This is a genomic window from Nitrobacter vulgaris (assembly GCF_002028545.1).
GTDB classification, from domain to species: domain Bacteria; phylum Pseudomonadota; class Alphaproteobacteria; order Rhizobiales; family Xanthobacteraceae; genus Nitrobacter; species Nitrobacter vulgaris.
In genome coordinates, this window is sequence record NZ_MWPQ01000039.1 from 109,622 (window position 1) to 135,303 (window position 25,682).

Genomic DNA, 25,682 nt, shown 5'->3' on the forward strand with positions numbered 1-25,682 from the left:
GCCACGAAAGGTCCACGGCTGAAGCCATGGCCGCGATTCCGCCGTTGTCGAGGCATATGATCGCAATGTCGGGGTTTTAGTGTTTTGTCCACACATTCAATGAAATAGTAAATAAGATTTTAGGGGCCTGCCTAATTCGCTGAAAAAGGGATTTGTCGTGACATCGCCTGCCCGTGCATCAAAGCTACGAACCGCGGCTTTAGGCGCGAGTCTGGTGGCGGCCGCGCTCTGGGCGGGGATCGCCCATGCGGAGAAAGTCGCCAAAAGTTCCGCGCCGAAGTCGAAACCTTCAGGCCACGCCGTTCCAAAACCCGTCTCCGGCCATGGGCACGGCAAGACCGTCGCTCCGAGCAAAAGCAAGACCGTCGCTCCGAGCAAAAGCAAGGCCCCCGCAGCCTCGATCATTCAACCAGCTACACGTCAGCACGCCACGCTTCCCGCGCCACCGGCTCGCAAGCCCGCTCCACGAGCTGCGATGGCCGTAACGTCATCGACCTCGCGCACCGATGTCGCTGCGCTTGAGAATGTCATAGACCTTACCCACAAGAATAAATTTTCGGAGGCCACCCAGGTCCAGGCCAGCATGACAGACCCGGTGGCTCGCAAGCTCGCCGAGTGGATCATCCTGCGCAGCAACGACAACGGCGCGCCGACCGAGCGCTACCGCGCCTTCCTCGACGCCAATCCGAGTTGGCCCTCGCAGACATTCCTACGCCGGCGCGCGGAAGCTGCGCTATGGGACGACCATCGCGACGGCGCCACTGTGATGGCCTGGTTCGAAAATGAACGACCACTGTCGGGCAAAGGACGCTTTGCTCTGGCAAGCGCGCTGCTCACACGCGGAGACCGCGCCCGCGCCGAGCAATTGGTCCGCGAGGCCTGGCGGACAGATGCGATGTCGGCCGCGGTCGAGGGAAAAGCGCTGGAGATGTTCGGAGCGCTGATTACGCCGAGCGACCACAAGGCGCGCATGGATTACATGCTTTACGGCGAGGACCGCGAAGTCGGAATGCGTGCGGCGCAGCGTCTCGGAAGGTCGCAAGAGGCCCTCGCCAAGGCGCGGATTGCGGCCGATCACAAATCATCCAGCCTACGCGCACTGCTCGAGAAAGTACCACACGAACTGCACAGCGATCCTGGCTATGTCTTGGCCTACATTCAGCTACTGCGTCGTGAAGAGAAGTTTGCGGAAGCTGCGCGGCTGATGCAGAGCGCGCCGCGGGATCCCAACCGGCTTTACAATGTCGATCAGTGGTGGATCGAGCGGCGGCTGCTCGCGCGCAAGATGATCGACGTCGGAGACTACCGCACCGCGTATCTCATCGCCCGCGACGCGGCGCTCCCCGCGCGCGATATCTACAAAACGGAACAAGAGTTTACCGCCGGCTGGATCGCTCTCCGCTTCCTGAAGGACCCCAATACGGCCGCCCGGCATTTTGCGCGCATCGGCGTCGGCAGCGTCAATCCGACCGCGCTGGCGCGGGCCGGCTACTGGCAGGGTCGCGCCGCCGAAGCGGCAGGCCGGATTCAGGAGTCTCGTCGCGCCTACGCGTCGGCGGCGGAACAATCCACCAGTTACTATGGTCAACTCGCACGCGCCAAGCTCGGGCTCCCGCAGATCGAACTGCACAGCGTTCCAAGCAGCCGGTCACGAGGAATCGAGCGGCTCGAGATAGTCCGCGCCACGGAGCTTCTCTACGCTCTCGGCAAAGACGACCTCGCAATTCCGATCCTTGCCGATATAGGCGCAAACGGCGACCCCGATGCGGTGTTGGGGCTTGGCGAACTCGCCGCACGTCATGGCGACGCGCAGGGAATGCTGCTCGCTGGCAAGGCCGCGCTAAATCGCGGATTGCCATTCGATTTCTATGCCTACCCGGTCAGTGGAATGCCGCCGGTCAAATCAATTGGACCGGATGTGGAGCGCAGCATCATCTATGCGATTGCCCGACAGGAAAGCGCCTTCAATCCGTCGGTGGTCTCGCCGGCGCACGCCTACGGGCTGATGCAAGTGACGCCGGATGCTGGACGGTATGTCTGCAAGAAGTACGGCGCCAGCTTCGACCTTCATCGCCTGAAGACCGACACCGCCTACAATGCTGCACTCGGCGCAGCGGAGCTCGGTGGCCTGCTCGAAGACTATCGCGGCTCTTACATCATGACGTTCGCGGCCTACAATGCCGGCCGCGGCAGCGTCCAAAAATGGATCGCGCGTTACGGTGATCCGCGGGACCCGGGAGTCGATGCGGTGGACTGGGTCGAACTGATCCCGTTCTCGGAGACGCGCAACTACGTGCAGCGAATAATGGAAAACCTGCAGGTCTATCGCGCCCGCTTTGGCGGCGGCTCGAAGTTACAGATCGAGGCGGACTTGCAGCGCGGCGCTAACCAGTGACGTTTGGAGACGAATAACGCCTCGTGCCGGGCACAGTCCACGTGGAGGAAACGTCCTTGGTGGTCCTCCTTGCCGGCTGCGGAACTTCGTTTGCGGAACAAGATTGACGCGAGTGCCTGGAGCAACGGAGCCTGCGCGCAGGCCCGATCAATCCGTCCCATTCGAAAGCTTTTTTGCTTCTAGCTGAATCAGAAGCGAGCTTTGGATTAACGCATCTTCTTCGCGCGAACCGGCATCTACTTCGCTCAAAAACGCTAGGGACACTCCAGCAGAACCGCATCTACGCGTGAACGCCGTAATATCGGATTTGTCGCCGCTATCTCCGTCGCCGATGAAAGTGTCCAGGCTGCTCACGACCCGTGGCCAAATGCGTCGAGAGGTCCTTATCAGTGGTTCAGACGATCGTCGTCCTTGTCCCGCTCAGCGGCGGCGCAGCACCTTCCCTGAAACTGAGCAAACATCTGGCTTCGCCACAAAACAAAACCCCGGCGGTCTCCCGCCGGGGTTTTATGAGAGTGCGTCGTCAGACGATGTGTCTTACCAGGTGCGCTGAGCGCGGAACATAACGGTCCAGATGTCCTGATCCTTCAGCTGATAATTGCCCGTCGCCTTGTAGACCGCGTAGTTGTTTGGAAGATTCGCCACACCGGCGTGCTTCTGATCCAACATGGAGTACACTCCTTCCGTCGTGAACGTCAGGTTCTTGACTGGCGTCCAGCGAAGGTTTGCACCGACCTGCGCGATGTTGAAATCGGGGTTGCAGGAGGTGAAACCCGCACCAAGGGCCCGCGGAATTGAGACACCGCACATATATGACTTGGCTTCGCCGGTGAAGCTGACCGCTGCGTAGGCGCCGAATACCGAACTGCTCCAGTGCGGACTCCAGTTGTGGGTGAAGGCGCCGCGCATGCCCCAGGTCGAGACCAGTTGAAGCTGGCCGTTGGGTGCATAGACAGAATCGGGCGCAAAGCCGAAGCCAACGCTGCTAATGCCGCCGCCGCCGCCGTAGATGAGGTTAGCACCTGCCAAAGCGGTCATGTCCTGGATGTTGTAGCGGGTCGCACCGTTGGTGTAGACACCCGAGACATTGATCACGTCACCCGGACCAGTCGGGATGTTCTTGATCGTCAGAGCGCCTTGACCGGCCCAACCCCACTTGCCTCCGGGACCGCCGCCGGTTTCAACGCCAGTGTAGTAAGCCGGGTTGTTATGATGCCCTGCGAGCGAGGCCTGGAACATACCCCAAGCTTGATCGACGCGGAGCTGGCCGACGATATCCGGAAAAGTGGTTCCACCATAGGCGCTGAGGCCGTAGCCGAGCTGGGGGGTGCCGTAGGGGACGGGACCGAAGAAGGGGGGTTGAACATCGAGGATGGCGTTGCCGGGCGGCGCTATCCCGAGGTTTTGAATGCCGGGCTGGTAGTATGCGCTCGGATCCTGCACCCCGATCGAAGCTGATACGCCGTTGCCGAACTCTGTCGTGTAAGTGAACTGGTTCACGCCCGTGAGCGCGCCGCCACCGCCGACAAGACCGTCATAGACGTTTCCGGGATATTGCCCCCAGGGAGCACTAAACTGAGAAGCAGCTTTACCGATCGTGAAGCCAGCAAACTGGATGAAGGCGTGGAACACACCAAGCTGGCCGCCGAGTACGCCGCCGTTCGGGTTTCCGTCATACGCACTCCCGCCGACGCGCACACCTTGGTAGCCGCCCGAGGTCCAGGTGAAGACACCCTCGAAAAAGGTGCGAACCACGCCGTACTCTGTCGCGGTTCGGGTGTCGATGGTCAGGTCCGATCGCGCGCGCCAAGTGAAAGCGTTGGAGCTACGGTTCTGCGCACCGGCCTGAAGCCCAGTGTTGCCTTGGAAGATCGTATTCGTATTGACGCCCAGATCGGCGCGCATATAGCCGCCGAGCTTGATGCAGGTGTCGGTGCCGGGGATGTAATAGAAGCCCGCGCCATACAGGGAGCAGACCTTCACGTATTCGACCGCTTTGGCCTTTAACGGAAGATCGGCAGCGTGAGCCCCGCTCATGACGACCAGCCCTGCCGCCGAGCCGAGGTAAAGGCTCTTCATCAAATTCATCGTCAAACCTCCAAGTTGCTCTGCAGGGCGACCGGGTCCGCTAAACGCAGCACTCAAGAGCGTTTCCCCAATTGCGGACTAACCGATAGCATTCGTGCTTGCTGACCCCCGCTCAACGCGAGGAGGGACGCAAACGGGCGACCAAACAGCGACCATCTAAAACAGAACGACTTTGGGATGCCCCCCTCCGTCGCACGATCAGAATTACCGAACCGTCTTGCACACGCAATGAAGGAAGCTTCGAAATGGAATAAGTCGAAACGATTTTGGTGGCATGTTGCTCAAATGGCACATGCCAATCGCCTCATTTTTTTCGATAAGCCATTGGTTTTTAGTATATTTTTCTTTCAGCGTGTTTGAGGCGTCTAAAATGGCACATCCGCCCCACATGACACGCTGTTCGTCTCCGCTTCTCAAACATCGCAAATCATAGACACCTGATTCGATCCGTGGATCGCCGTTTCAAAGTTGGAAAAGCTACAACGAATTCAACGTTGTATGCTGGATAATACAATGCGAAGACCTGTACTTCTGCACCGCAAATGCAGGGTCGGGTGGTGCCGATCAGCATCGGCATCACAGATCTGCGTCACATAGTCTCATGGATTCAAGTGCTACGCCTTATCTCGCGATCATGTGCTTGCGGCTGGCGAGCGTGTCAGGCATATCGGTCATCAGCGGAGCTGTGGCCGAGTGGCTGAAGGCGGCGGTTTGCTAAACCGTTATAGGGTTGTAAAGCCCTATCGAGGGTTCGAATCCCTCCGGCTCCGCCATCTGCGTACATATCTGCGAACTTCGGGCAGCACATTGCCGCCCGAGCCTTGGGTAGAACTCACGACGGCTTTGCGAAGATCGTCGATATGCCCTTCAATCCGGATTTCATCGGTTCCAACCTCGATACGCTCCAAAACCGTAGAGAGGTAGATTTTGGTGCGAGCTGGACTCTCGCGTTCCAAGAGCCCGATCATGAGCGTTCTGAAATGGGCAATGGCTTCCTCGGTAACCTCGTCAGTTCTACCAATCGCCGCCGTTGCCTCTGTCAGACGTGTCCGCGCCATGCCAAGTTCGTCGGCAGCGCGATGTAGATTGCGTTGGAAGAGCGGATCACTCTCCAAGGATGGCGCTAAACGAATGCTTGCCAAAAGACCTTCGATTGAAGCTTCTGCCACCGATACCCGCGATTGTAAGGCTGGAAGATCCTGCATGGCCGAAGATGCCCGCTGCTGCCTCCGTCGCTGCAGTCCCAAGATCAATTCGCTCAAATGGCCTTGATCCAGTACTCTAGAACGAACCGCCGTCAGAACTGCCTCATCAAGCACCTTCTCCGGAATTCTCGGACCGCTGCAAACCATCTTGCCTCGATTGGCGGCGCTACAATAGTAGTATCGATACGCTCCACCTTTGCCTGTACGTAGCGTCATTGATGCACCACATTCGCTGCAGCGCGCGAGCCCGGACAGAAGCAGTGGGCTGCTCATCTGTTTGGCTTTTCCCGTCTTCGGGTCGCGACGTTGAAGGATGAGTTGAACGTCCTCGAACGTGCTCTTACTGACAATCGCGGGAACTCGCAGGAGTGCTGGTTCCAGCTCTTCGCGAAACTCGTTGATCGCCGGATCGACGCCCCAGTAATAGTCACCGAAATAAGCAGAATTGGTGAGGATACGGTGGATAGTCTGGTTTCCCCAGCGTGATCCGGCCCTTGTCGTGATACCGCGGGTATTTAGCCATTTAGCAATAGCCTTGATACCGAGAGGCGGACTGGTGCCATCGCCATGCAACGTAAGATCATAGATCCTCTCAATTACGGGCCTGCGATCTTCGTCGAACGTGACCACCTTGCGCTGGGAGTTGTTTGGAGCAGGAATCAATTTCAGTCCATCTGGTGGTTTGCCACCCGGCCACCAACCATTTTGTACCATTTGACGACGCGCATTGAGGGAGTCTTCGGCAGAACGGTGAGAATGGTATTCATCGAATAGCGTAGAGATTCGCTTTGCCACTAGGCCGCCGGCATTCTTTGCGAATGACTGAGACACCGAAAGAACTTCGATATCGTGGACGCGTAACAGTTTTTCCACGATGGCATAGTCGCTCGATGATCTTGCAAAGCGAGACGTCGTCCAGATGAGGATCTTGTCGAACGGCCGTTCGAGCGCCTGAGCGTCTTCGACCATCATCCGGAATTGCGGCCGATTTGTCGTTTTTGCAGACTTCCCCGGCTCGACGTAAACCGCCACAACTTCCAAGCCTCGCTCTTCGCAGTAGCGTCGCAACTGAGCTTCCTGTTCTGGAATCGATAGGTTGGATTCGACACTCCGCTTGCTTGAGACCCGCAGGTAAAGCACGACACGAATAGCACGGTCGCTACGACGTCCCTTAACCGCTGTATTGCCGTTTGCAAGAGCACGACGCGCACTCGTCGAACGCAGCTTTTTTGACGTTACTCGGCCCAAGCTGTCCATTGAGATTCGCACATGTGCCGGTCTATTCCGCGATTTCGAACGTGCCATTCGACCGCTCCTCCAGCTCAAAATTTGGGCAAATCGTCGAACAGGCTTTCTAAGGCGTCCAGCTCGCCTAGGCTAACCACCAATTCCTCCGGCAGATTATTAGCTACATGGTAAAGCATGCTGTGGGATCTCTCGCGGTGCCTCAAAACGATGTCCCGTCGACGCGTCTCAGAATTAGCCATCGGGCGCCGAGCCGCGTCACGTCCCCGCAAGCGTCGTTTCGTTTGAGGTCGCCGTCGCCGATACACTTGGTCCCGACAGCCACTTGTTACAGACGGGATTTGGTCCCTGTTCATCACAGCTACCTCCACACGCACGTCAGATGCCGGTCGGTTCGCTTGTATCAAAGCCGTTCAAGCAGTCAGCCTGTCCACCATCATCTGAGTATTCTCGGTTCGAGCTGTCAACTCATTGAGCAAACAAGCGCGCCAGCCCGAGCGAATAAACGACAGAACGACGTTTGATCTTTAATTTTTTTTGCGATCCGTTCGCGAGATCTTCTCGCTAAGGACTCGATCGGGAACACAAAAGGAAAACTCGAAGAACACAGACAGGCATAATCCCGCCAACGAATCCTTCAATTGGCAGCCCGGCGCGTGACTAGCGATCACATAAAAATGAGTGTGAAGCTCAGGACCCGCTGCGGAAACGTGCGAATCCTACCCGGACATTTGTTGACAATGACGGCATGCGGCTTTGATGACTGCGACTCCGCGCGGTGGAAATTCCAGTACTTCCCGCATCGAGCAGCGCATCCTCCGCCTCGTCGCGGCTAAAGTCGACGCTCGACATCGACTGCCGTGAGACAGGCTTCGCGGTGCCGATTACCTTGCGGCACTGGGATTCGAGTTCCTGCTGCACACGCGCGGCAAACATATCCCGAAGGCGCGTCATCGCGTCGCCGGCTTCGTCGACCTCGAGAAGATCGCCAATTTCGGAAAGCTTGAAGACGCCCTTCTCATGATCGCTGGAGATATCCGCGCCATCGATTATGGCGGTGCCGACTTCGACGAGGATCGGACCTTGCCGCTCGCTCAACCAACTCGAGGCGATCGCCGCTACCGCCAACATCCGGAAGCGAAGGTCTTCCAACTTGCTCTCGGCATAGGATCCGAGCGAGCGCTTCACGTCGATGATGAGTCCCGCGTGCCGTGCGCGGTTCGCGATGAACAGATCGGGCGTGTAGGTTCTGTTTGCGTGCACCTCGGACGGCAGCCGGATGCCCTGGATTTCGCGCCACTCGTTCTTTTTGAGAAGTTGGATTGCAGCGGGAACGATTGGCATCGGTCGGTCCGGCGGCAAGATCACAAGATCAGGATTACATTTGGCGATCGCCGCAATGCCCCACTCGAGGAGCTTTCCCTCGTGAAATGCTACGGATCGGGCGACAGACGCAAGTTCAGAATACTTTCCAAAGATGCGGTCGGGGTTCGGTTCATACGCGACAATTGCTTGAATCGCTTTATCGACCATGGATTTGAATTCAGGCTCCAGATCGGAAATCGAAGCGCGGCAGGAATAAGCGCGCCTGACGGCCACGCTCGATAAGCGAGTTTTCATGGGACACTCTTTCTTCAGGGTCGATCGGACAACACGAACACCACTTGAACCGGGCGGCCGGCGCGTGATGCATTCAAGAAAAAGATGAACCTTGGATCGGTACGTTGTTTAGAATTTTTTTAACCGCTACTGACTTCGTTCGATGGAGTCTGGAGCCGCCGTTCAATCAGACTCGCCAAGATTATGATGCTGGAGAACTTCGACGATTGCCGCCCGTTCAAGATAGCCGTTGTTTCTGAGGGCTGATGCAATCTCGAGAATGGCTGGGCAATGCAGTTGGACGATGGTTTCAGCATAGAGATGGCATCGATCGAGTCGTTGTCTGATCGCCGCCAACGTCGTCTGGTTATGGAGCATTGCCTCCCTCGAGGCGTCCGGCAACTGAACCAGGCCAGATTGACCGAGGCCAAAGCGAACCTCGATATCCAAAGCGATCTGGGTCGCTTTCATCAGGTCGGACGTGTCACCGAGGCCTGCGCCAATGGTGACTTCCTGCGCTCCCAGAAGGAGCTTTTCAGCCGCGCGGCCCGCAAGTAGCGTCGTCATGACGTGCTCAAGGCCGCGCAGCGTGAGATCGTTGCCCATATTCATCTGACCGCTGGTCAGGCCGCCCGTTTCCGTGAGCCACACCATCTTGGGTTCGTAACATCGCAGTGCGGCGCCGACGACGATATGTCCCGCCTCGTGGATGCTGACGACATTCCGGAGATCGTGCGGAAGCCCGACCTGCTGCCCTCTGATCTCTTGGAGGATGTCATGGCTGGTGAATGCACGGTTGCCGCGCCGGGCATTTGATCGGGCGCGTCGGACCCAGGCTTCGACGTCGGCCCCGGTGCCACCACGTGCGGCCAGAGCAAGTGGCATCAGGTCGGCCTCCGGAAGATCGTTCTTGAGATAGAACCGAATGATTTCACACAGATCATCGGTCCCGGGCCGTTCGATACTGATCGTCCGGTCAAGGCGCCCGGCACGACGGATGGCGGGGTCGATTCGGTCCGCATGATTGGTCGCGCCGATGACAACGACGCCCGGGCGGTCGTCGATCCCGGCCAGAAGCTCGAGAAGAAGATTGACGATCTGCGACCAGTATTCGACGTACTCGCCGCGCAATCGGGCGCGGTCAGAGATTCCGTCCAGTTCATCGATGAACAGGATTGATGGCGTCAGTCTGCGGGCTTGTACGAAAGCGGTCCGCATGGCTTGAAGCGTGCCTGACAGATAGCTGGCGGCATTCCAGTCAGCCACCGACGTGGCGACGATCGGCACCCCGGCGCTGCGAGCCAGCGCCTTCGCGTATTGTGTTTTGCCGACGCCAGGTGGGCCATCCAGCAACAGGCCCTTGTCAATGGCTGCCCAGTCCAGATGACCGCGCTTGTAGGCGGCGAGATCTGCCGCCAGGTTCAGGCCCCAGTCTTTGGCCGCGCCGTATCCGGCAAGCTCCTCGAGCCGTGGACCGCTGTCGTCAAAGATATCCTTATTGCGGATGATCTCGTCCAGCCGCTTCAGGCACTCATCGGGCGTCTGGCGCTTTCTCACGGCCAGTTGCAGGTCGCCGACATCGGCGGCGCGGACCAGCTCCGGATCGATAGCGCCGCAGGGTGCATGACCGGTGACGGCCTCGATCACGAGTGCGATGGCGCGTTCGTCGATCTCGCCGAGGACCAGATGATGCTCTGCCGTCCGCATCAGATCGCGCGGCAAATGGCGCCGTGGTTCCGGAGCGATGCCAATGATGGGGCTCTGTGCATGGAGGGCGGATGCGACGGTGTCGTTGCCCTTCTCTGGCTTGTCCCCGTTTTCGGTCCCGTCACGCACGAACGCCAACGCTGTTCGTTGCTGGCGGCTCGAACCATACTGTCTGCCTTGCAGGACCTGGATATCGGAGCCGAACGCGCATTCGTGCAGCACTTCGGCAACGAGGGCGACCAGCTCTGCGTCATGGGTGGCGATCGTGATCACTGGATTGCCGCGACGCAATTCCTTGATGAGCCCGGGCACCGTCTCGATGGCGCGGGCCGTGAGGATCGCGACGGCGGCAATGTCCGGCCGGATGGAGGTCTGATTGTCCGGATCGGCGCTGCCGGAAAGATCATCGAGCAGCTGCTCGATCGGATCAGTGGGATCGCCACTCCGGAGCAGAGGCTTGGCCTCGGCGCCTGCTGCGCGAGCTAAAATGTCGAGGAAGGCGCGCGCCAGTAAATCTGACGACGTTTTGGTGGCGGGGCTTAAAGCAGTCGCGGCGACGCGGTCGTCGGTTTCCATCACGGACATGAGGGTGCCTCGTTGTGAAAGGATGATGATGTCGGATTGGCGAGGGGGATCAGTGGTGCCGATCGCCATGATGTGGCGGCCCGAGTCGATAGAACCGCGACCAGGTTCGTGCCCATCCACGTTCGGCGTCCAGAACCATGAGTTGACTGGTATGGATGCGGGGCCGATCGCCGAGCAGCGGATGATCCGTTACCTCGCCAATCAGGCACGGGCTGAACAATGCCGCGGAAGACCAGTTCTCCAGCCAGGGTGCGTTGGCCAGGGAAGGATGGTTCGGCCAACCATGAACACGGATGTCATGGATGTCGTGCGACAGATCAACCAAGGCGTTTTGAAGGTCGATGATATTCCGAAACGGCGTCTCGATTGTCATTGCATCCTCCTGACGATCAGAAATCGGCAATCAGCCAGAGATCGCTGAGCAGGCGGCACTGCGGGTCGATTTTTGACCGCCGTCGCAACGCCGAGGAAATGAGAATTCCGGATGTGACGTCGCCGTCTATCGCGAAAGCAAGCATGGCCGAGAGGACGAGATCGATTTCAGCGTGATCGATCTTCCGCTTCTTGAGTCGATCCACGGTAATCTTGATCGCGGCGGGCACTTCACCCGTGGCTACGTCAGGCCAGTAAGGCTCCCCGTCGATCCTCGTTCCTATCAGGGCCCATCGAAGGGTGGCGGAGTCCCTTTTTCTGAACTCGCCGGGGATTTTGGTCCTCCACCACGTCAATGGGGAAGCCGGGTCATTATCGTCGTTGGCCAGCGCAGGAACCGGTATCCTTGCGTTCGGGGATAATCCAGAAGATTCACTGATCTCGAAGGCACGACTGATCGCTACGCGCATGCGTTACCCTCCCAAAAAAAAGGATCAAAGCGACGGGTCTTGGACGTACTGGTGCAGGACTTGCTGTCGCGAATCCTGCCGCGCGGGCGGGCTGCAAGCGCCGCCGCGGTTCTTCAGGGATTCATTTCAACGAAGCTTGGCGTTTGATGGCGGTTGAAATTTCGCTGCGCAATCTGGCGAACCAGTCATCAAACTTGAGACAAGTTGTACCATGTTGGCCTGCACCTTTCCGGAGGGCATCCGGAGAAACCCGACGCATGGTTAATATCGCCTGGCAAAGGCTGTAGAACGCAACGTAATGTGGATCATGTCCATCGAGATGCGCAACGGAACCTATCGCAGTGGAGTCCAAGCCAAAAAATATTCGGTTTTTACAACCCGCCTCCGGCACGAGAGCCCATGCATTGCACGCTGCTCCGATCAGAGAACATTCATCACCCGATGACCGACGGGTCATGGTCAGCGAACGACGCCCTCGCTTGGGTTGTTTGGCGGGGGCTTTCAGCCCCTCACGCCGCCAGGTCCGTTCAACCCCGTTTCTTATTTATCGTCCAGCCGGAGCCGGCCCAATCACGTCTCGTCCATGATTTCGTCGCCGAGACGTGGAGCTGCTTTTCTGACGTAGACATACTGACCGGCTAAGCCAGTTCCATCCCATTCGTCTTTCGCAAATAGTTTAAATCCGATCTGAAAAGCGATCATGTGCATCGATCCGCCGGAGCACAGGGTCGATCGCACGCTGATAGATCTCCGTTCTTAAGAAACGTAGCTCGGTCTCACGTTGAGCCTCAGAAACGTCGATGTACCAAGCACGAGGCTGAGGTCCAGGATCGCCGTTCCAGCGATACCCTCGAGCCTTGAGGACATCTTTCAATTCGTATGGGGAGTTCTCCGCCCAGATTCGCCATGTCACGGCTCGGGCACCATCCAGGAGGCGACTGAGGCCCGTGACTCCGGATTTGGGCAGTCGAGTCGCCAGCAATTCGACGGTGGCGAGACAATCGTGCATCGCTCGGTGACGATCGTAGAAGAAGCCGGTCGCCTGGGCGAGATAGGCCAATTTCGTACCCTCAAACCCTTCCGCAGCCCAGTCGATCTGGTTGAGCGAACAAGCCCACGGCTTCGACGAAAACACATCGCTGAACCGTTCAAGGAAGCGGCGATCGAACGCCGCGTTATGAGCAATGATGAGTGATGCCGGCGCCGCGAATTTAGCGATCTCAGCCTGGTCGATGACTTGACCCGCCACCATCTCGTTCGTAATGCCAGTGATCGCGGTGATCTCAGGCGTAATCAGCTCGCTCGGCTGACGCAACCTTTGGAAACTTTCGCCCACGCTGAAGACGGTGCCATCCAGGCCGTAGCTGAACGGCGTCATGGCGAGTTCGATAATCTCTTCGCGCCGCGGATCGAGCCCTGTAGTTTCCACATCCACCACAAGGCCAAGTCTGACCGGCGTACCGGGAGGGGGAACGTTAGATGGGCGCGGCTTAAGGCGCCGGATGACGCGGTAATCCCCCGTGGCCTCCAGCGTCTGCGCGATCAACTCCAGATGGTCAGAAGAAGTCATCATCCTGCTTCGTTCTCCGCTGTTGGCTCCCTTCCAGCCGCTGCGGCATCATCGACCGACCGGGGTGTAAGGCGAATATCAGCGGCTCGACCTTCTTCATGGAACCAGAGATCGACGATGGCCGTATCGTCGCTACGCGGTCGCGGCGACGCCTCCCGCACTTTGAATGTCGTGGGAAGATTGACTGAAGTTCCAAACACCAGCGCGTGCTGCCGAGGCAGCGACGGCAGCCGCTTCAGGACGGACTCCGAAATAAATGGAGTCATCTGGCGAATTTGAGAGAGATCGTCGGGGTTCTGAATGCGGTGAACCAGGAAATTGGAGCACTGGCTGAGAACCGTCTTGGACAGCTCGCTCGGACGCTGCGACGCCAGGAGCACGAACATGCCGTACTTGCGGCCCTCTTTGGCGATGCGCTCGAAAATCTTGGTGGCGTCGATGGAGAACCGGGAAGGTGTAGAGGCGACATACCTGTGAGCCTCTTCGAGGAGCAGGTGTATCGGGAAGCGGTTTCGAGGTTCTGCGCGGCAAAGAAACCGAAATAGCATGCGCGCAATGACCGCGCTGACCAACTCAACGATTTCATCTTCGACGGCATTCAGGTCGATAATGATGACCTGATTGCATTTAGCGAATGCGCCGCCAGCGGCCTTTTCCAGTCCCACAATGTTGCTCAAGAACTCCAGATCGCTTACGGCCGCATCGACGTCGGCGCCTTCGTGCCGCAGAAAGGCATATTCCGTCCGCTCCTGAAGAGATTTGAGCCGCGTAACCATGGCCGAGCAGTAATCTCGGATTTGGCGGTTGCCGTGGGCCTCCTCATAGAGGATCGCGAAATCCAGACATTCGTGCAGCTCATCGAAAGAGAACGGCGTCCGATTGTAGGCTGGTAAGGGCGCATCCTCCCGGAGCTTCTTCCGTACTTCGTCCAGAAACAACGATTGGTTATTCCCATGAAAATTTCCGTACTGAAAATTCGGGCTGAAGCGGTTCAACAGCGCCATATTCAGATCGTTCGTCGGATACTTCTGGAGAAGAGAGACGACGCGCTGAAACTTCGACACTGGAGAGTCGCCATCTGCTCCTCGAAAGCACTCAATGATGCAAGTGGCGACAAAATGCTCACGCAGCGCCAGGGCATCTGGCGTGTTGGCGTGGAAGAGGCTTGTCAGACCCAACGCCGTCCGAAGGACCGGCAGTTGCGTTCGCTCGCTGGCCTGCAAAAGCAGTTCCCATTCTGCCATCTCCAGGAACCAGTGCGGCATGCGAAAGCCGGCGGTCGTCCCATCAAGGATCACTCGATGGACGCCAATGCCGCCGTCTTTCGCCAAAGGCGCGAGCGCCTCGTGATACTCGCCATTCACGTCAAAGACGATGAACGTCGCTCCGCGGGCGTGATGTTCGTTCGGCTTGTAGAAGAGAGACTGCAAAACCGACGCGACCGTGCATGACTTACCACTGCCGGTATTGCCCAGGACGGCGACATGGCCGCCGAAGAACTCGTTCAGACGGACTTTGACGTCATAATCCTCGAACACCACCGACTTGCCGATTGGCAGAACGCGGTAGCGCGTGGCGCCTGCAGGTTGGCTGGCACCGCCAGCCGGGCCGACCGATGGCTCAATGGCCGCCTCGGTCTCGAAGATGCGATCGAGTTCGCCATCCAAGGCATAGAGCGCATCTGCATACAGGGATGGGAAAACGGATACGCCGAAACGGAACACGCCGCCGCGCATCGGCAACATGCCGACAGGCACCACATCCAGGTATTTGGAAGAGCCAGCCCGGTCGAAGTCACCGCGCTCGGATGGCGCGCTCGCATCGCGTTCGCGCAAGCCTACAACCTCAACCACGACATATTCCGACTGCGACGGGATCATCAAGAATGACCCCAGCCGCGCCACGTAGTGTACGTCGTCGAAACCGACGACCGTAAAATTGTCGGTCCCGGCGTGCATCTCCACGACAAAGCGGTCGGCTGCGACCGAGACCACTTTGCCGATCGCGCGCTTGCGATCGTCGTGGCTCATGCCTCATCTTCCTTCTTTTCATCGTCCCTTTTCGGCGCCAACTCAGACAACACCTTGCGAACAGCATCGTCGATCCGATCGCTGGGACGCTGCGGCATGAAATGTTCGACGATCATATCGAAGTAGTGCGCCTTCGTTCCCTCGGTGGGGCCGTCGCCACCGATGATCCAAATCCGAGGATCGCGCAGCGCCCGAAGCTTGGCGATCTCCCCGTCCATGTCCGGCGCCGCAAAGATCACCAGGCGGAAAGTCGGGATCGTTAGCGCCTGGTAGATGATGTTATTCAGGTGCTCGTCCCCAAAGGCGTAGCCGGCCGTCATGAGAACACTCTGCTCGCGTACGATTCGGGACTGAAATTCCCGGAAGAGGTCCGCATAGGGCGAGCCGAGCGAAGAGTTCTGCTTCGCCGGCGTCGGATAGATCAGCATCTGGTTCGCGGACGCTGGCGGCCAAACCTCCTTGATCGGGAACAAGCCGTGATCGTCCTCGGTCCAAGTGACCGAGCCATGCAATTTGCAGAGATAGACGAAGGCATCGACGGCGGTCCACTTACGGCTGGCGACATCGAGCTGCTCGGCTAAGGCATAGCGGAAACTGGCTGGGTTGAAGCGGCGTTCAACCACACCAGAGAAGCCGTTGGCATATGGAATGCCCAAGCGGTCCATCGCCAATTCGCTGAAATGATCGTAGTTGGTCGTGAACACCCACGGCCGAGGCAAGGACCGATCGCGCAGGACCAGCTTCTTGTAAAACCGCTCGTAGAGATCGCGCACGGTGGTGTCGCCGTCCGCGGCGAAGCTCCCGTTGGTGACACGGATACACAGGAAATCTTGGACCTTTTTGATGATGCCATCGAGAACAGCGCGGTCGGGGCTAAGGTCGGTGTTCTCGCTATGACGTAGCACAAACCGCTGTGCGAATAGCACCTCCATCAGGCGCTCAAGGTTGCGGCTGTAATCTTTCCCCAAATTGATCCCGAGCGCATCGAGATAATCGAGTTCGGCCTTGGTCAACCGCCATGGCGCGGGCTCCCGCTCTCGTTCGCCAAGGACCTGTGCTTCCAACACACCGCCGGCGCCAGCGTCTTCGGCTACGACTGAATCACCGAACATTTCCGTCAGCGGGTCAGCAGTTGGGTCGGGCGGTCGGCCCTCGGCTTCGATGACATCGTCATCAGCGACGGCCTCACCGCCCTCCATCGATGGCGTCTCAGCGTAAAATCCCGCATTGCGCGCGTCGAGGGTTTCCCCGCAAAACTCTTTTGCCAGAGGCGCCATCGTTGAAATGCCGAGCTCTTTGCCGCCCTTCATCAGGGAGGAGCATCCCGCGCCAAGCAAGAATGCTATGTTCTTGGCGCTCATGGCCTCGGAAATGGCCTGACGCGCGCTCTCACCCCCTTTGTTCCAGTCAAGATCTAAAGGTTCGGCATCGCCGTTCCGCAGAAATTGAAATTTGCGTCCTTCGTCGCCCTCACTCATGCACACCCCCTCATCAGTTTCTTATTTTGCCGCGGTAGCTCGCGCGGCTGTATCTGCACATCGCGCCATGAGCGCCCCGAACGGTTCGGCATGGTCGAAGAGCAACCGTCTTCACCATTCGGGTATCGCACACCATCTCCAATTAGAAAGAACAAGCCTGTGCTCGCAATCCGCATGTGCGGCCGACATTGCAAAGAGGACGATAAGAACGACCAGAAACGCAAACTTCGTTCTAGAATGGCCAAGCTGAATCAGATCAGAACTCCTGCGTGGGTTCAAAGTCACTGACTGACACTCGGTCAAAACAGAACATGCTCGTAGATGTCTTCCTTTAATCCGAGGGTGAGCCCCTTTACCCCGCTGCGCCTCGTCGGCGTCGGCAAAATGTGAAGGTGGAAATTGCGGCCACCAATTTGGCATTCTATAAATGGCTCTTTGAATTTTGTTCGGACGTATGCTTCGATCTCCAAGCCTCGATCAATCGCGCGCCATTCCTTAAAGGCGGCCTTAAGATGCTCAGGATTCGCCAACTGCCCTTCCTGAATCAATGCAGTAAAGGTCCACTCTGCGGCCTTTTCACTTGTGAAAGCCAGCTTTGAAATTGCGGCGGTGTGAAGCAGTTCTCGAAAGGAAGATAGCTCAACTGGGATGATGTAAGCATCGTCAGCCAAATGCTCTTTGCTTTCCTTTCTTTGATAGGAACTCAGCACGTCATGCATCCAAATTCGATTGTCGCGCAAAAACTTCCGCGCAGCATCGCAACATTGTTGGGGTGAAAGATCGTCTCCAAAAAGCTTGACGCCTTGTTTCCGCTTGGCGATGTTCTCCAGAAATTCCCACATGTAGTTATCTTCTGAACCATAGAAGAAATCGAAATCCAACCCTCTCATGCCGCCGCATGCGGGATTGGAGAACCTGGGAGGTGGGGCCGTGCCGATAACAACAAGCCGTGTGTCATCTGGAATGGGCTCACGAGTATTATAAGGGTGCCGCTCCAGCATAATCGCCATCTCCCGCTGAAAACGCGGCAAGTCGTCAATGTTCTAAACTGTCACGTCAAATTGGCGTCAGCGTTTGCTACCGTATTGGTCAGCAACGTCCGGTCCAGAAAATTGTTTCGATTCTCACAACTTGTCTCCGGCACGAGAGCGCATGCATGACAAGCCGCTCCGATGAGAGAACGTTCATCACCCGAAACCGACGGGTCATGGTCGGCGCATATAGGATCGTTCGAGCATAATTTTAGGCGTTCCAAACTGCTTTCGATCAATCGGGGAATTCTGATCGCGATTTCGGTCAATCCTCCCAGGGTTCCTTGGGCTCCTGCGCTGGCGGTATAGATCAAAATTCCGAAGCGATCAGATTGATCTGCCTCTCTCGATGCTATCGCGTAAACTCGCTCCTTCAGAGAACTAAGTGGATAGCCGCAATCCAGAGAGATCTCCTCCATGAGCGCATGCGAAAGCGAGTGCAAGAGGATGTAAGGCACGCTTGGAAACTGCTGTTTTACATTGTGACGGGACTCGTAGTTTTTGACTCCTGCTACCAATTTCCCGGCGCGATCCACTACTCGTTTTCGCTGAAGCCAATCCCGGATCACAGCAGGCTTCACCGTCAGAAATATCCCCTCGCCGGTCTGCTCCATGGCAGGCAGCCAGTCTTCATTCTCGGCCAATGGCGCGCCGTCCACTGCGAGCCGCACCTCTTCCAACATTTCCTCGGCTATGGTGGGCGCAGGCTCAAGTCGAGTGAAACCGTATAAACACGTCACTGCCTTCAGCCGATGTACGGCGACAATCGAATTCAGATATGGCTGTCCATCAACAGTAACGCACCGGTTAATGTCCGGAACGTCTAAGGTCTCTGCGAAGAGCGGTTCGCCGATGCCATCGGCACCGATTATGCTGTCACCGCTCGCCAGTAAATCGTATTCCGCAATTTTCGGATCTTGCACGGCCTCTCGCACGACAGATTCGCGCATTCGTATAATACGACGGTAGATATCCTCATTTCCGTATCCCGCCAGAGAGGCGCCAATTTCAGGCACATTCCTCAACACTTCAACGAAGGCTGGATCCGTAGCCTTCTGCAAGCTGGACCAGTTCTTCCGGATAGCCTCGCTCAGCGCATCCTCATTGATCGGCAATGATATGATCGTCACCGATTGGGGAAAATAAGTATTGGTTGCTGAACGCGACAAGAAATGCAGTTGCTCCGTGCAGCCTGGCTCCTCACTATCTAGCCACGGGCGTTTTCCCATGCATCGTCCTAGAAATCCCGGCTTGAATGCGTCCGCAAGGGATACTGATGGGCGACCGCAATGGCAGCCGATGCGGATATTCGAGGGATCGGCACTGGTGCCTTGCTCCTCGATCCACAGGGCTTCGCTACACTTTTCCCCGCGATGAACGAGCCACTTCCAGTCTATGTCCTGAAGATGTCCCTTCTTGCAGGCGCCAACAAAACGGATTGGCGTGACATCGACTTTCTTGCCATCATCGCGTTGGAATTTCTTCCTGCCGCCGCTCGCGTCCAACTCATTCCAGCGAACGAGCCGTCTACGTCGAGGATCCGCTGTTCCAGCCTCTTTAACAACGCCCTCACAGGTGAACCAAGTGGGGAAGACCCTGACGGCGACGCTCGCCGGATCGCTCTCGTTTCGACTGTCTTGGGCAATCGGCGGTGTTCGAAGCTGGACGGGCTTATTCGCGTCCCAACGCCCGTTCTGTGAAAGAAAGGTCTGAAGCAACATTGCGAGCCGCGGCTCCTCAATGCGCTTGAAGGCTATCTTTTTACCATCCCAGTGATCAAGCCCCGCTATGACCACCGACCGAGTTGGAAGATCGAGCATCGCTCCGGGTCCAAAAGACGTGAACAGTTGACTCAAGCTCTGTTTGGGGCGGCTCATTGATCATGCTCCGATTCGTGCAAAGGTTGGCCGAATGGATCACAACTCTTCAGGAAGACAGCGTATTCGACATCTCGCATCGAGCGTGCGGCTACGAACTGCTGGTGCGCACGGTCGAGCGTTTCAGAAGCGCGATCCAGCGGGTATTGCAGTAGCCGTCTTTCCACGCCGGATCCGTCATATGTGAAGGTGCCGCCCGTTGCCGTCTGTGTTTCCGCGACCTGCTCCCACATGTCGAAGAGTTCGACTGCACGGGACACAGCCCGGTCTATCGAGTCCCTGTCTACCCTAGCGGAAAGTGCTCTCCGACGAAGAGCTGTAATGACGGTATCGCGAGCGCCTGAATAGTCCTTAAGCCTGCTTACCGCGTCCGAAGGTGAAAGCGCAGGATCATGGTGCCGTGCCGCCGCAACGACGACCGCCGCCAAAGCGCGATCCAGCGCTCGTGGAGCAAACGGTGTCACACTTGTTGCTTCCACCGCGCGATAGAAAGAAGAGTGGAAGGCGCGGAATTGCTCGTAATGGGCGCGATCCCGCGGCTTATGGAGGTTTAGAATTGTCACTACCAGACCTGGCTTTCCGCTAGCGCGGCCTACACGGCTGGTGGCCTGGATGTATTCGGCGGTGGTTTTGGGTTGGCCCTGGACGAGCATCAGACCGAGACGGCTGATATCGAGGCCGACCGAAATCATATTGGTGGCCAGCGCGACATCCACGCTATCGTCGTCAACAAATCCACCCTTCATCAATGCCCTGCCTAAACGATCCTTCGCCAGTGCGACCTCGTCCGTTGTGACGCGCGATGTCAATTCCAGAGGTTGTCGCATCTGACGGTTCGCAAATGCCATCCCCGCGGGCGCGACGCGCTGGCGCTTGTCGCCATAGTTCGCAACATGCTCGCGGATTTCATCCTCCACGATGCGGCGTGCACCACCCAACTCGCGGAGCGCATTGAAGTAGGCAAGCACGGTGAGATACGGATCAGCTGGATTCTCATCAGCTGGCTGCGGTGCAGTCAGTGCTTGCGATCCTGAAAGCAGCGTCTGCATGCTTCGAAGGAAAAGGAGCTTTGGCCCGCGGCCCTGGCTCGCGACACCTATATAGAGGCGCGCAGGTTCTTCCGAAGACGGCACTGTCTTAGCAAAGAAGCTGTTGGCCCGGCTGATGCCGGGCGGTGGGAACACGGCCGTTTCGGACCGATCGAATAAAGCGGCGATTTGCCTTTCTGCCCGACGCACGGTGGCAGTCGATGCGACAATTTTTGGTCGGACCGACCGATGTGTACCCGAACGAGACGCGAGCAGATCGATTGCCATTTCGTAGAGACCCGCGACTGTTCCGAGCGGACCCGAGATAAGATGTAATTCGTCCTGGATGATCAGATCCGGCGGGTCGAGGTGGTGGCCATTTCCGAGCGGTCTGCCTTGGCCGGGCTCGGATGCGCCGAAGAAGCCCCTTTCCGGTTCGTATCGATCGACATGTCCGAAGAACGCGCCGCTCTGACCAATCCAAGGCAACGAGGCGAACTTGTCCACCGTGGCGATGAGAAATGCGGGCAAGCGACGATAGATCGGCTCGTCCACAACGATTATAGGAAGTGCTCGATCACGAGTGAAATCGCATTCCGCATTCTCGCATTTGATGGCGAGGTTTTGCGGTGCCGTGCTGTTTGGCGTAAAGTGAAAGCTCTCCGGCTTGAACGGAGTCCCACACCACGGACAGGCTTTCAGCGGCACAGGTGACTTGGTCTTCGGGCGCCTCTGGTAGCGTTTCAGCCAGGTTGTCGCGGCGTCCTTGTCAGACGGATTCCGGGGCTTAAGATTATTCGGCGAAGCCGCGCCACCGACCCAAAGGCCGATTTCGATTGGCCAATCTCCCAGCGACTTGCGACCGTTCTCATTTTTCGTTCTCAAAAGCTCAAGGGCGCAAACGAGGCCGGCAGCGCGCGAGAGTTGGTCAAGGGTCAAGAGTCGCAATGTGTAGCGCATTATGACACTCACACCCGCCCCCAGAACCCCTGACCCCCGCAACCGCCTCAGCACAATCGCGTAAGCGGCAAGGCCAAGATACGCCTCGGTCTTGCCGCCGCCCGTGGGGAAAAACAGCAGATCGACGATGTCTCGCTCAGGATTGTTGCGGTCGGTCATACCGGCGAGATTGAGGAGGACGAATGCAAGCTGGAACGGCCGCCAAGTCGGCGGATCTAGTTCGTCAGGAGCCCTCTTTTGTATCGCGGCCTCACGCTGTCGATTGGCCATGGCCATCGCCGCGTTCATGAGCCCGAAGGCCTCGCGCGCTTGGCTGTTAAGCTTGAGAAGAGAGATCCCAGCGCGAATCCTTCGATTCGCAGCATCAGCATTCGCAAACAACGCTTGAACAGTCTGTAGCCGTCGTGGAGCAAGACCCGTCATCAGGTGCTCCTGATCTCGTCGCCACTCCGCGTAGAGATCAGGTAAAGCGTCCAGAGCTGCGCCAAGTGCCGCCGGGCCCGACATCGCCGCCGCGGCTAGAGCTTCCATGCCGAACTGAACGCCATCGATTCTGGTAGGCACGACACGTTCTACTTCCTGCTGTGGAAGGAATTCCGTCCAGACACGCGTCATCGGCGCGTCTCCGTTTGATCTGTCCTCGCTTCCTTCCCAGCCTGCCGACGTATTTCGGCCGACGCCGTATTCGCAGACATCTCGGTAATGAAGATCGGCGAGCCTGAGGTCTGGATCGTCCGATTGGTAGGTAGACAGGTCGCCGCGAGGATAAAATCCCTCATCACACTCGAGTTCTATCCGACATTGAAATGCGTAGGCCACGTCTTTGTAGGGGGCCTTTGCACTGCGTCGACGGTTCACCAAGAATACGGTGACCACCCGTAATCGCTCTTCAGTCCCCTCTGGGGTGTTCTGTTGAAGAACACGCTGGTGGACGGAAATTTCGAGGCCGCCGCCGGGGCGTTGCGGTGCCGCACTCTCCGGAAGGGGAATACCGGACTGGTTCCGCGTGACATCGAGCACTTTCCTAGCTTCCCCGGGGATGCGGACCCAGCGCAGCGCGTCGGGCTTTTCGGGTTTTGGTTTTCCTGTTTCTGACAATTCCGGGATCAGCAGTGCATCAGGTAAAGGCGGCTCGGTCTTGTAGTTTCCCCACGTCGCCCGCATGGTGATCTGGTTCACCGTTTCCGGCAGCATCACTGTTAGGCCGATTGAAGACGGAAGAAACCTGTCGCGTGGTGGTTGGTCGGACGAATCCTTCTCGTCAGCATCGCCGTCAACCGCAGAATCCAGCGTTTCACCCGCAAGCAGGTCGTCACCGGTTTCCTCTACCACCTCGTCTTCGTCCGCAACGGCCGGTACAACGCCATCATAGGCGGGCACGATAAAGCCACCCACATACCATCGCGATGGCTTCTCGGGCAGCACCTCGTGCGCGAGATCATGATCGAGGTCCGGATGCGGCCCAATAAGATCGCGGCGAAGCAGGTCGACAAGCTTGGACCGGATTTCTACGGAGCTAGTCATGAAACGGTCCTCTCGGCTTGGCCGTCGATGGATAAGATTTCTCGTATCCTCTGGCGGAGCCGCCTGCTTCGATCCTGGATTGTAGAGCAGCCGACATTCCTGGCGCAGGCTCTATGGTCGACACGGTCCAGTTGACAATTATGTCGATTCCATTGCGTCCCGGAAGGATGGTTGAGGCCTGTCAGGATGCGGGAGCGGTCGATTTCACCACGATCGGCAAGCTGCTCAAGAACGAGGGCCGGGATGGGGCCAAATGGCACAAGCCAAGCATTTGCAAATTCACGCAGCTCCGGCAAAAATTTTGTCTCTATTGTCTTCTTCATGCATATCCGACGGATGATCTGGTCATCACCACCATAGTCGGTCCACTTGGTCGTCTTCATTCCCTTTTTAGTTACCGTCTTCCACTCGATAACCGGGTAGCGCAAAACTGAAGTATAGTGAGCCCGAGACGCCGCAACATCGAATAACAGCGAACAGCCACGCAGTCCGAACACTTCATTGAGGCGGAAGTGGTCCATGAGTTCTGTAGCGATGGATCGCATATCACCGTTGAAGGAAGCCGCCTGCTTCGCTTGCGCTGCGGCTTCTGGGATCGGCTTCCCCGCCATAAGCGCTGCACGCAACGCAAGCAGCGCATCCTTCGCTTGACGTCTTCCGGGAGTGATGCCGATCAACACGATATCGGCCTGCTCGTTGACCCAATCGAATGGCGCGTAAAAGGCACCAAAGTCCTCTTCGCGCCAGAGTCGAAAAGTCACATCATTCAGAGTGTCGCCGCTGTCGATCATTCCTGCGATATCTGCGGCTGACATCGAGATGAGCCTCTTGCTCAATTGTTCGATCTTGGCGGTTGCGTCCTCAGTGATGCTCATCAGCCCGCGCTTCCAGAAGGTCTTGCTTATCGTCTTCGGTGTATTCCACTGACGTCCACATGAAGCATTGAACGTCGGTCATGTTCCGCGGACGAAGGTCGGAAATCTTGTTCCTGGTAGTTCGCGCCAGATCGAATAAGGATTCATAAACGGCCGGATCAAGTTCCGATTTGTAGGCGTTGGCAAAGGGATGGCCGACGCGCTCCGCGAAGGCGGTGATCATCGTGGGCTTGAGGAACATGTGAACGTCAGGCTCTCCCACAGGAATGGTAGGTAGGCAACCACCGTCCATTTCGCGTTATCGTGACGCTTTAACGCGGTGGCCATCGCGCCTAGCCCGCCCTTGATATCGCCGTTGGCGAATGCTGCTGCTGCCTGGATGAATTCGTCAGCATCCGGCCCCCCTGAGCAGCGACTGAAGTCGCGTCTTCTCGAAGGGCGATAAGAGATTTGTAGCCCGGTAGGCCGAGAAAATCGCTTCTCCAAACCCATGTCCTCTGGCTACTTCCGGAAGGGGCGCAGTTTCGTCAAGCTTCTCCTTTGCCTTCAACTTGTAAGCACGCTCATGGCCGGTGTAGTCCCCATCTTCAAATCCCTGCGGAAAGAAATGCAGAAACCGGGATTGGGCACCGTCGTAGCCGAAGAAACGCGGGTTCAGCCCTGCCGCCGCATCATGAATCCGACGCCACACATCATCTGCGTCGTCGCCTTCCTCGAGAGCCTGCCGCCTTCCATCAAGCAATACCAAGCCGCTATAGCCGTTCGGCGTCTGCACGAGACGCACCGTCGCCTTGCCGACCTTCGCCTCGCGAATCGTCTTTAGCATCGCTCCCCCAAGCTGTGCTCAGTCAGAGCACGTAGATTGCCAAGCCCACGCCAATGATGCTGGCCACCCCCGCAGAAAGTTGAAAAGTGCGATTTTCTGCCATCCAATTTATTGCAGTGCGAATGCGACCGCCGTGCATCTCCCACCGCGACGTGTTCGTTTTCAAGGATCGATCATGAGCTCGCCCGGCGATGTTAGCGATCACATCGACTTTTCTCAACGTTGACTGGTGTAAGCCGACGTAATTCTGCTTCTCGAATGCTTCCGCTTCTCCCGCGCCAGTAAGGAAGTCCCGAGGTTGGATGTTGTTCTTCTCAAGTAGGGTTTCTAAGCGCGGATGTCCTGTATATGCCACTCCGTAGATGTCGATCAGCAAACGCGCCAGGTCAAACTTATTCTCGTCCTGGATGACGAATGGCGTCCCGCCCAGTACCTTGAAACGATGTTCGATGGCCGCGAATCCATAATTGATATCGCGCATGTTCCAATGCAGATACTTCATGCCTTGGTGGCTGCTTATGTGCTGAAAATATGCTTGCAGCATCTTGGATTCGAGCGCGTCATATTGGCTGATGATCCGATCCAGCGGAACACTCTCTAGCTCGCCGATCTGGTGAATTGAGAAGGAAATGGTCTGCCCCGAATTCAGCTTTCGGATCGCTATTGAGGTGATGCGCGGCGACTTTCCGTCGGTTCGATCGTAAAAGCTTTCGCATGAGTAATGGATCACCCATACATTGGAAGCATCCATGAAAAGACGATCTATAACAACAAAAGCCAGCTTCTGACGCTTGGGATCTGGGGCAGCCATTCAATT

Annotated in this window: 17 protein-coding genes and 1 tRNA gene; 2 read left to right on the forward strand and 16 right to left on the reverse strand. The window is 57.4% G+C overall.

Annotated elements, in window-relative coordinates; genetic code table 11:
* Positions 1-157: 157 nt before the first annotated feature.
* Positions 158-2,395 carry a lytic transglycosylase domain-containing protein gene (locus B2M20_RS09050; RefSeq protein WP_079446716.1) on the forward strand — a complete coding sequence of 746 codons (2,238 nt, stop codon included), beginning with the start codon at positions 158-160 and terminating at the stop codon, positions 2,393-2,395.
* Positions 2,396-2,932: 537 nt separating this feature from the next.
* On the opposite strand, the gene B2M20_RS09055 is transcribed toward B2M20_RS09050, so the two are convergent.
* Positions 2,933-4,483 (reverse strand): porin, encoded by a 1,551-nt coding sequence (locus B2M20_RS09055; protein WP_079446717.1) that lies wholly within the window; start codon positions 4,481-4,483, stop codon positions 2,933-2,935.
* A 679-nt stretch (positions 4,484-5,162) separates the two neighbouring features.
* On the opposite strand from B2M20_RS09055, the gene B2M20_RS09060 reads away from it, so the two are divergent.
* Positions 5,163-5,256, forward strand: a tRNA-Ser gene (locus B2M20_RS09060).
* Here the strand turns inward: B2M20_RS09060 and B2M20_RS09065 are convergent.
* The 15 genes from B2M20_RS09065 to B2M20_RS09140 form a co-directional block, all read right to left on the reverse strand.
* Positions 5,224-6,993: a recombinase family protein gene (locus B2M20_RS09065; RefSeq protein ID WP_079446718.1), complete on the reverse strand. Its 1,770-nt coding sequence runs from the start codon at positions 6,991-6,993 to the stop codon at positions 5,224-5,226. The genes B2M20_RS09060 and B2M20_RS09065 overlap by 33 nt on opposite strands.
* A gap of 630 nt (positions 6,994-7,623) precedes the next feature.
* Positions 7,624-8,553 (reverse strand): hypothetical protein, encoded by a 930-nt coding sequence (locus B2M20_RS09070; RefSeq protein ID WP_079446719.1) that lies wholly within the window; start codon positions 8,551-8,553, stop codon positions 7,624-7,626.
* Between the two features lie 162 nt (positions 8,554-8,715).
* A complete protein-coding gene (locus tag B2M20_RS09075) occupies positions 8,716-10,824 on the reverse strand; it encodes an AAA family ATPase (RefSeq protein ID WP_244553471.1) in 2,109 nt (702 codons plus the stop codon).
* A 49-nt stretch (positions 10,825-10,873) separates the two neighbouring features.
* Positions 10,874-11,197 carry a DUF6634 family protein gene (locus B2M20_RS09080; protein WP_079446720.1) on the reverse strand — a complete coding sequence of 108 codons (324 nt, stop codon included), beginning with the start codon at positions 11,195-11,197 and terminating at the stop codon, positions 10,874-10,876.
* Between the two features lie 16 nt (positions 11,198-11,213).
* A complete protein-coding gene (locus B2M20_RS09085) occupies positions 11,214-11,666 on the reverse strand; it encodes a hypothetical protein (RefSeq protein ID WP_079446721.1) in 453 nt (150 codons plus the stop codon).
* A gap of 676 nt (positions 11,667-12,342) precedes the next feature.
* Positions 12,343-13,239, reverse strand: coding sequence for a 3'-5' exonuclease (locus tag B2M20_RS09095; protein WP_079446723.1), 897 nt, complete (start codon positions 13,237-13,239; stop codon positions 12,343-12,345).
* On the reverse strand, positions 13,236-15,116 hold the full coding sequence (locus B2M20_RS09100) for an ATP-binding protein (protein WP_244553472.1): 1,881 nt from the start codon (positions 15,114-15,116) through the stop codon (positions 13,236-13,238). The genes B2M20_RS09095 and B2M20_RS09100 overlap by 4 nt, the downstream gene beginning before the upstream one ends.
* Positions 15,117-15,262: 146 nt before the next feature.
* The gene (locus B2M20_RS09105) at positions 15,263-16,744 is read right to left on the reverse strand and encodes an SIR2 family protein (protein ID WP_244553473.1); all 1,482 of its coding nucleotides are present in this window, start codon (positions 16,742-16,744) and stop codon (positions 15,263-15,265) included.
* Positions 16,745-17,043: 299 nt separating this feature from the next.
* Positions 17,044-17,754, reverse strand: coding sequence for a uracil-DNA glycosylase family protein (locus tag B2M20_RS09110; protein ID WP_139372871.1), 711 nt, complete (start codon positions 17,752-17,754; stop codon positions 17,044-17,046).
* Between the two features lie 41 nt (positions 17,755-17,795).
* Positions 17,796-19,652: a DUF1998 domain-containing protein gene (gene drmB, locus B2M20_RS09115; RefSeq protein WP_079446725.1), complete on the reverse strand. Its 1,857-nt coding sequence runs from the start codon at positions 19,650-19,652 to the stop codon at positions 17,796-17,798.
* Positions 19,649-23,164 (reverse strand): DISARM system helicase DrmA, encoded by a 3,516-nt coding sequence (drmA, locus tag B2M20_RS09120; RefSeq protein ID WP_079446726.1) that lies wholly within the window; start codon positions 23,162-23,164, stop codon positions 19,649-19,651. Before drmA ends, drmB begins: the two co-directional genes overlap by 4 nt.
* On the reverse strand, positions 23,161-24,039 hold the full coding sequence (locus B2M20_RS09125) for a hypothetical protein (protein ID WP_079446727.1): 879 nt from the start codon (positions 24,037-24,039) through the stop codon (positions 23,161-23,163). The genes drmA and B2M20_RS09125 overlap by 4 nt, the downstream gene beginning before the upstream one ends.
* On the reverse strand, positions 24,026-24,280 hold the full coding sequence (locus B2M20_RS09130; RefSeq protein WP_079446728.1) for a hypothetical protein: 255 nt from the start codon (positions 24,278-24,280) through the stop codon (positions 24,026-24,028). The genes B2M20_RS09125 and B2M20_RS09130 overlap by 14 nt, the downstream gene beginning before the upstream one ends.
* A gap of 147 nt (positions 24,281-24,427) precedes the next feature.
* Entirely contained in the window at positions 24,428-24,865 is a 438-nt protein-coding gene (locus tag B2M20_RS09135) for a hypothetical protein (protein ID WP_079446729.1), read from the reverse strand.
* A 22-nt stretch (positions 24,866-24,887) separates the two neighbouring features.
* Positions 24,888-25,676, reverse strand: coding sequence for a hypothetical protein (locus tag B2M20_RS09140; RefSeq protein WP_079446730.1), 789 nt, complete (start codon positions 25,674-25,676; stop codon positions 24,888-24,890).
* Positions 25,677-25,682: the final 6 nt, after the last annotated feature.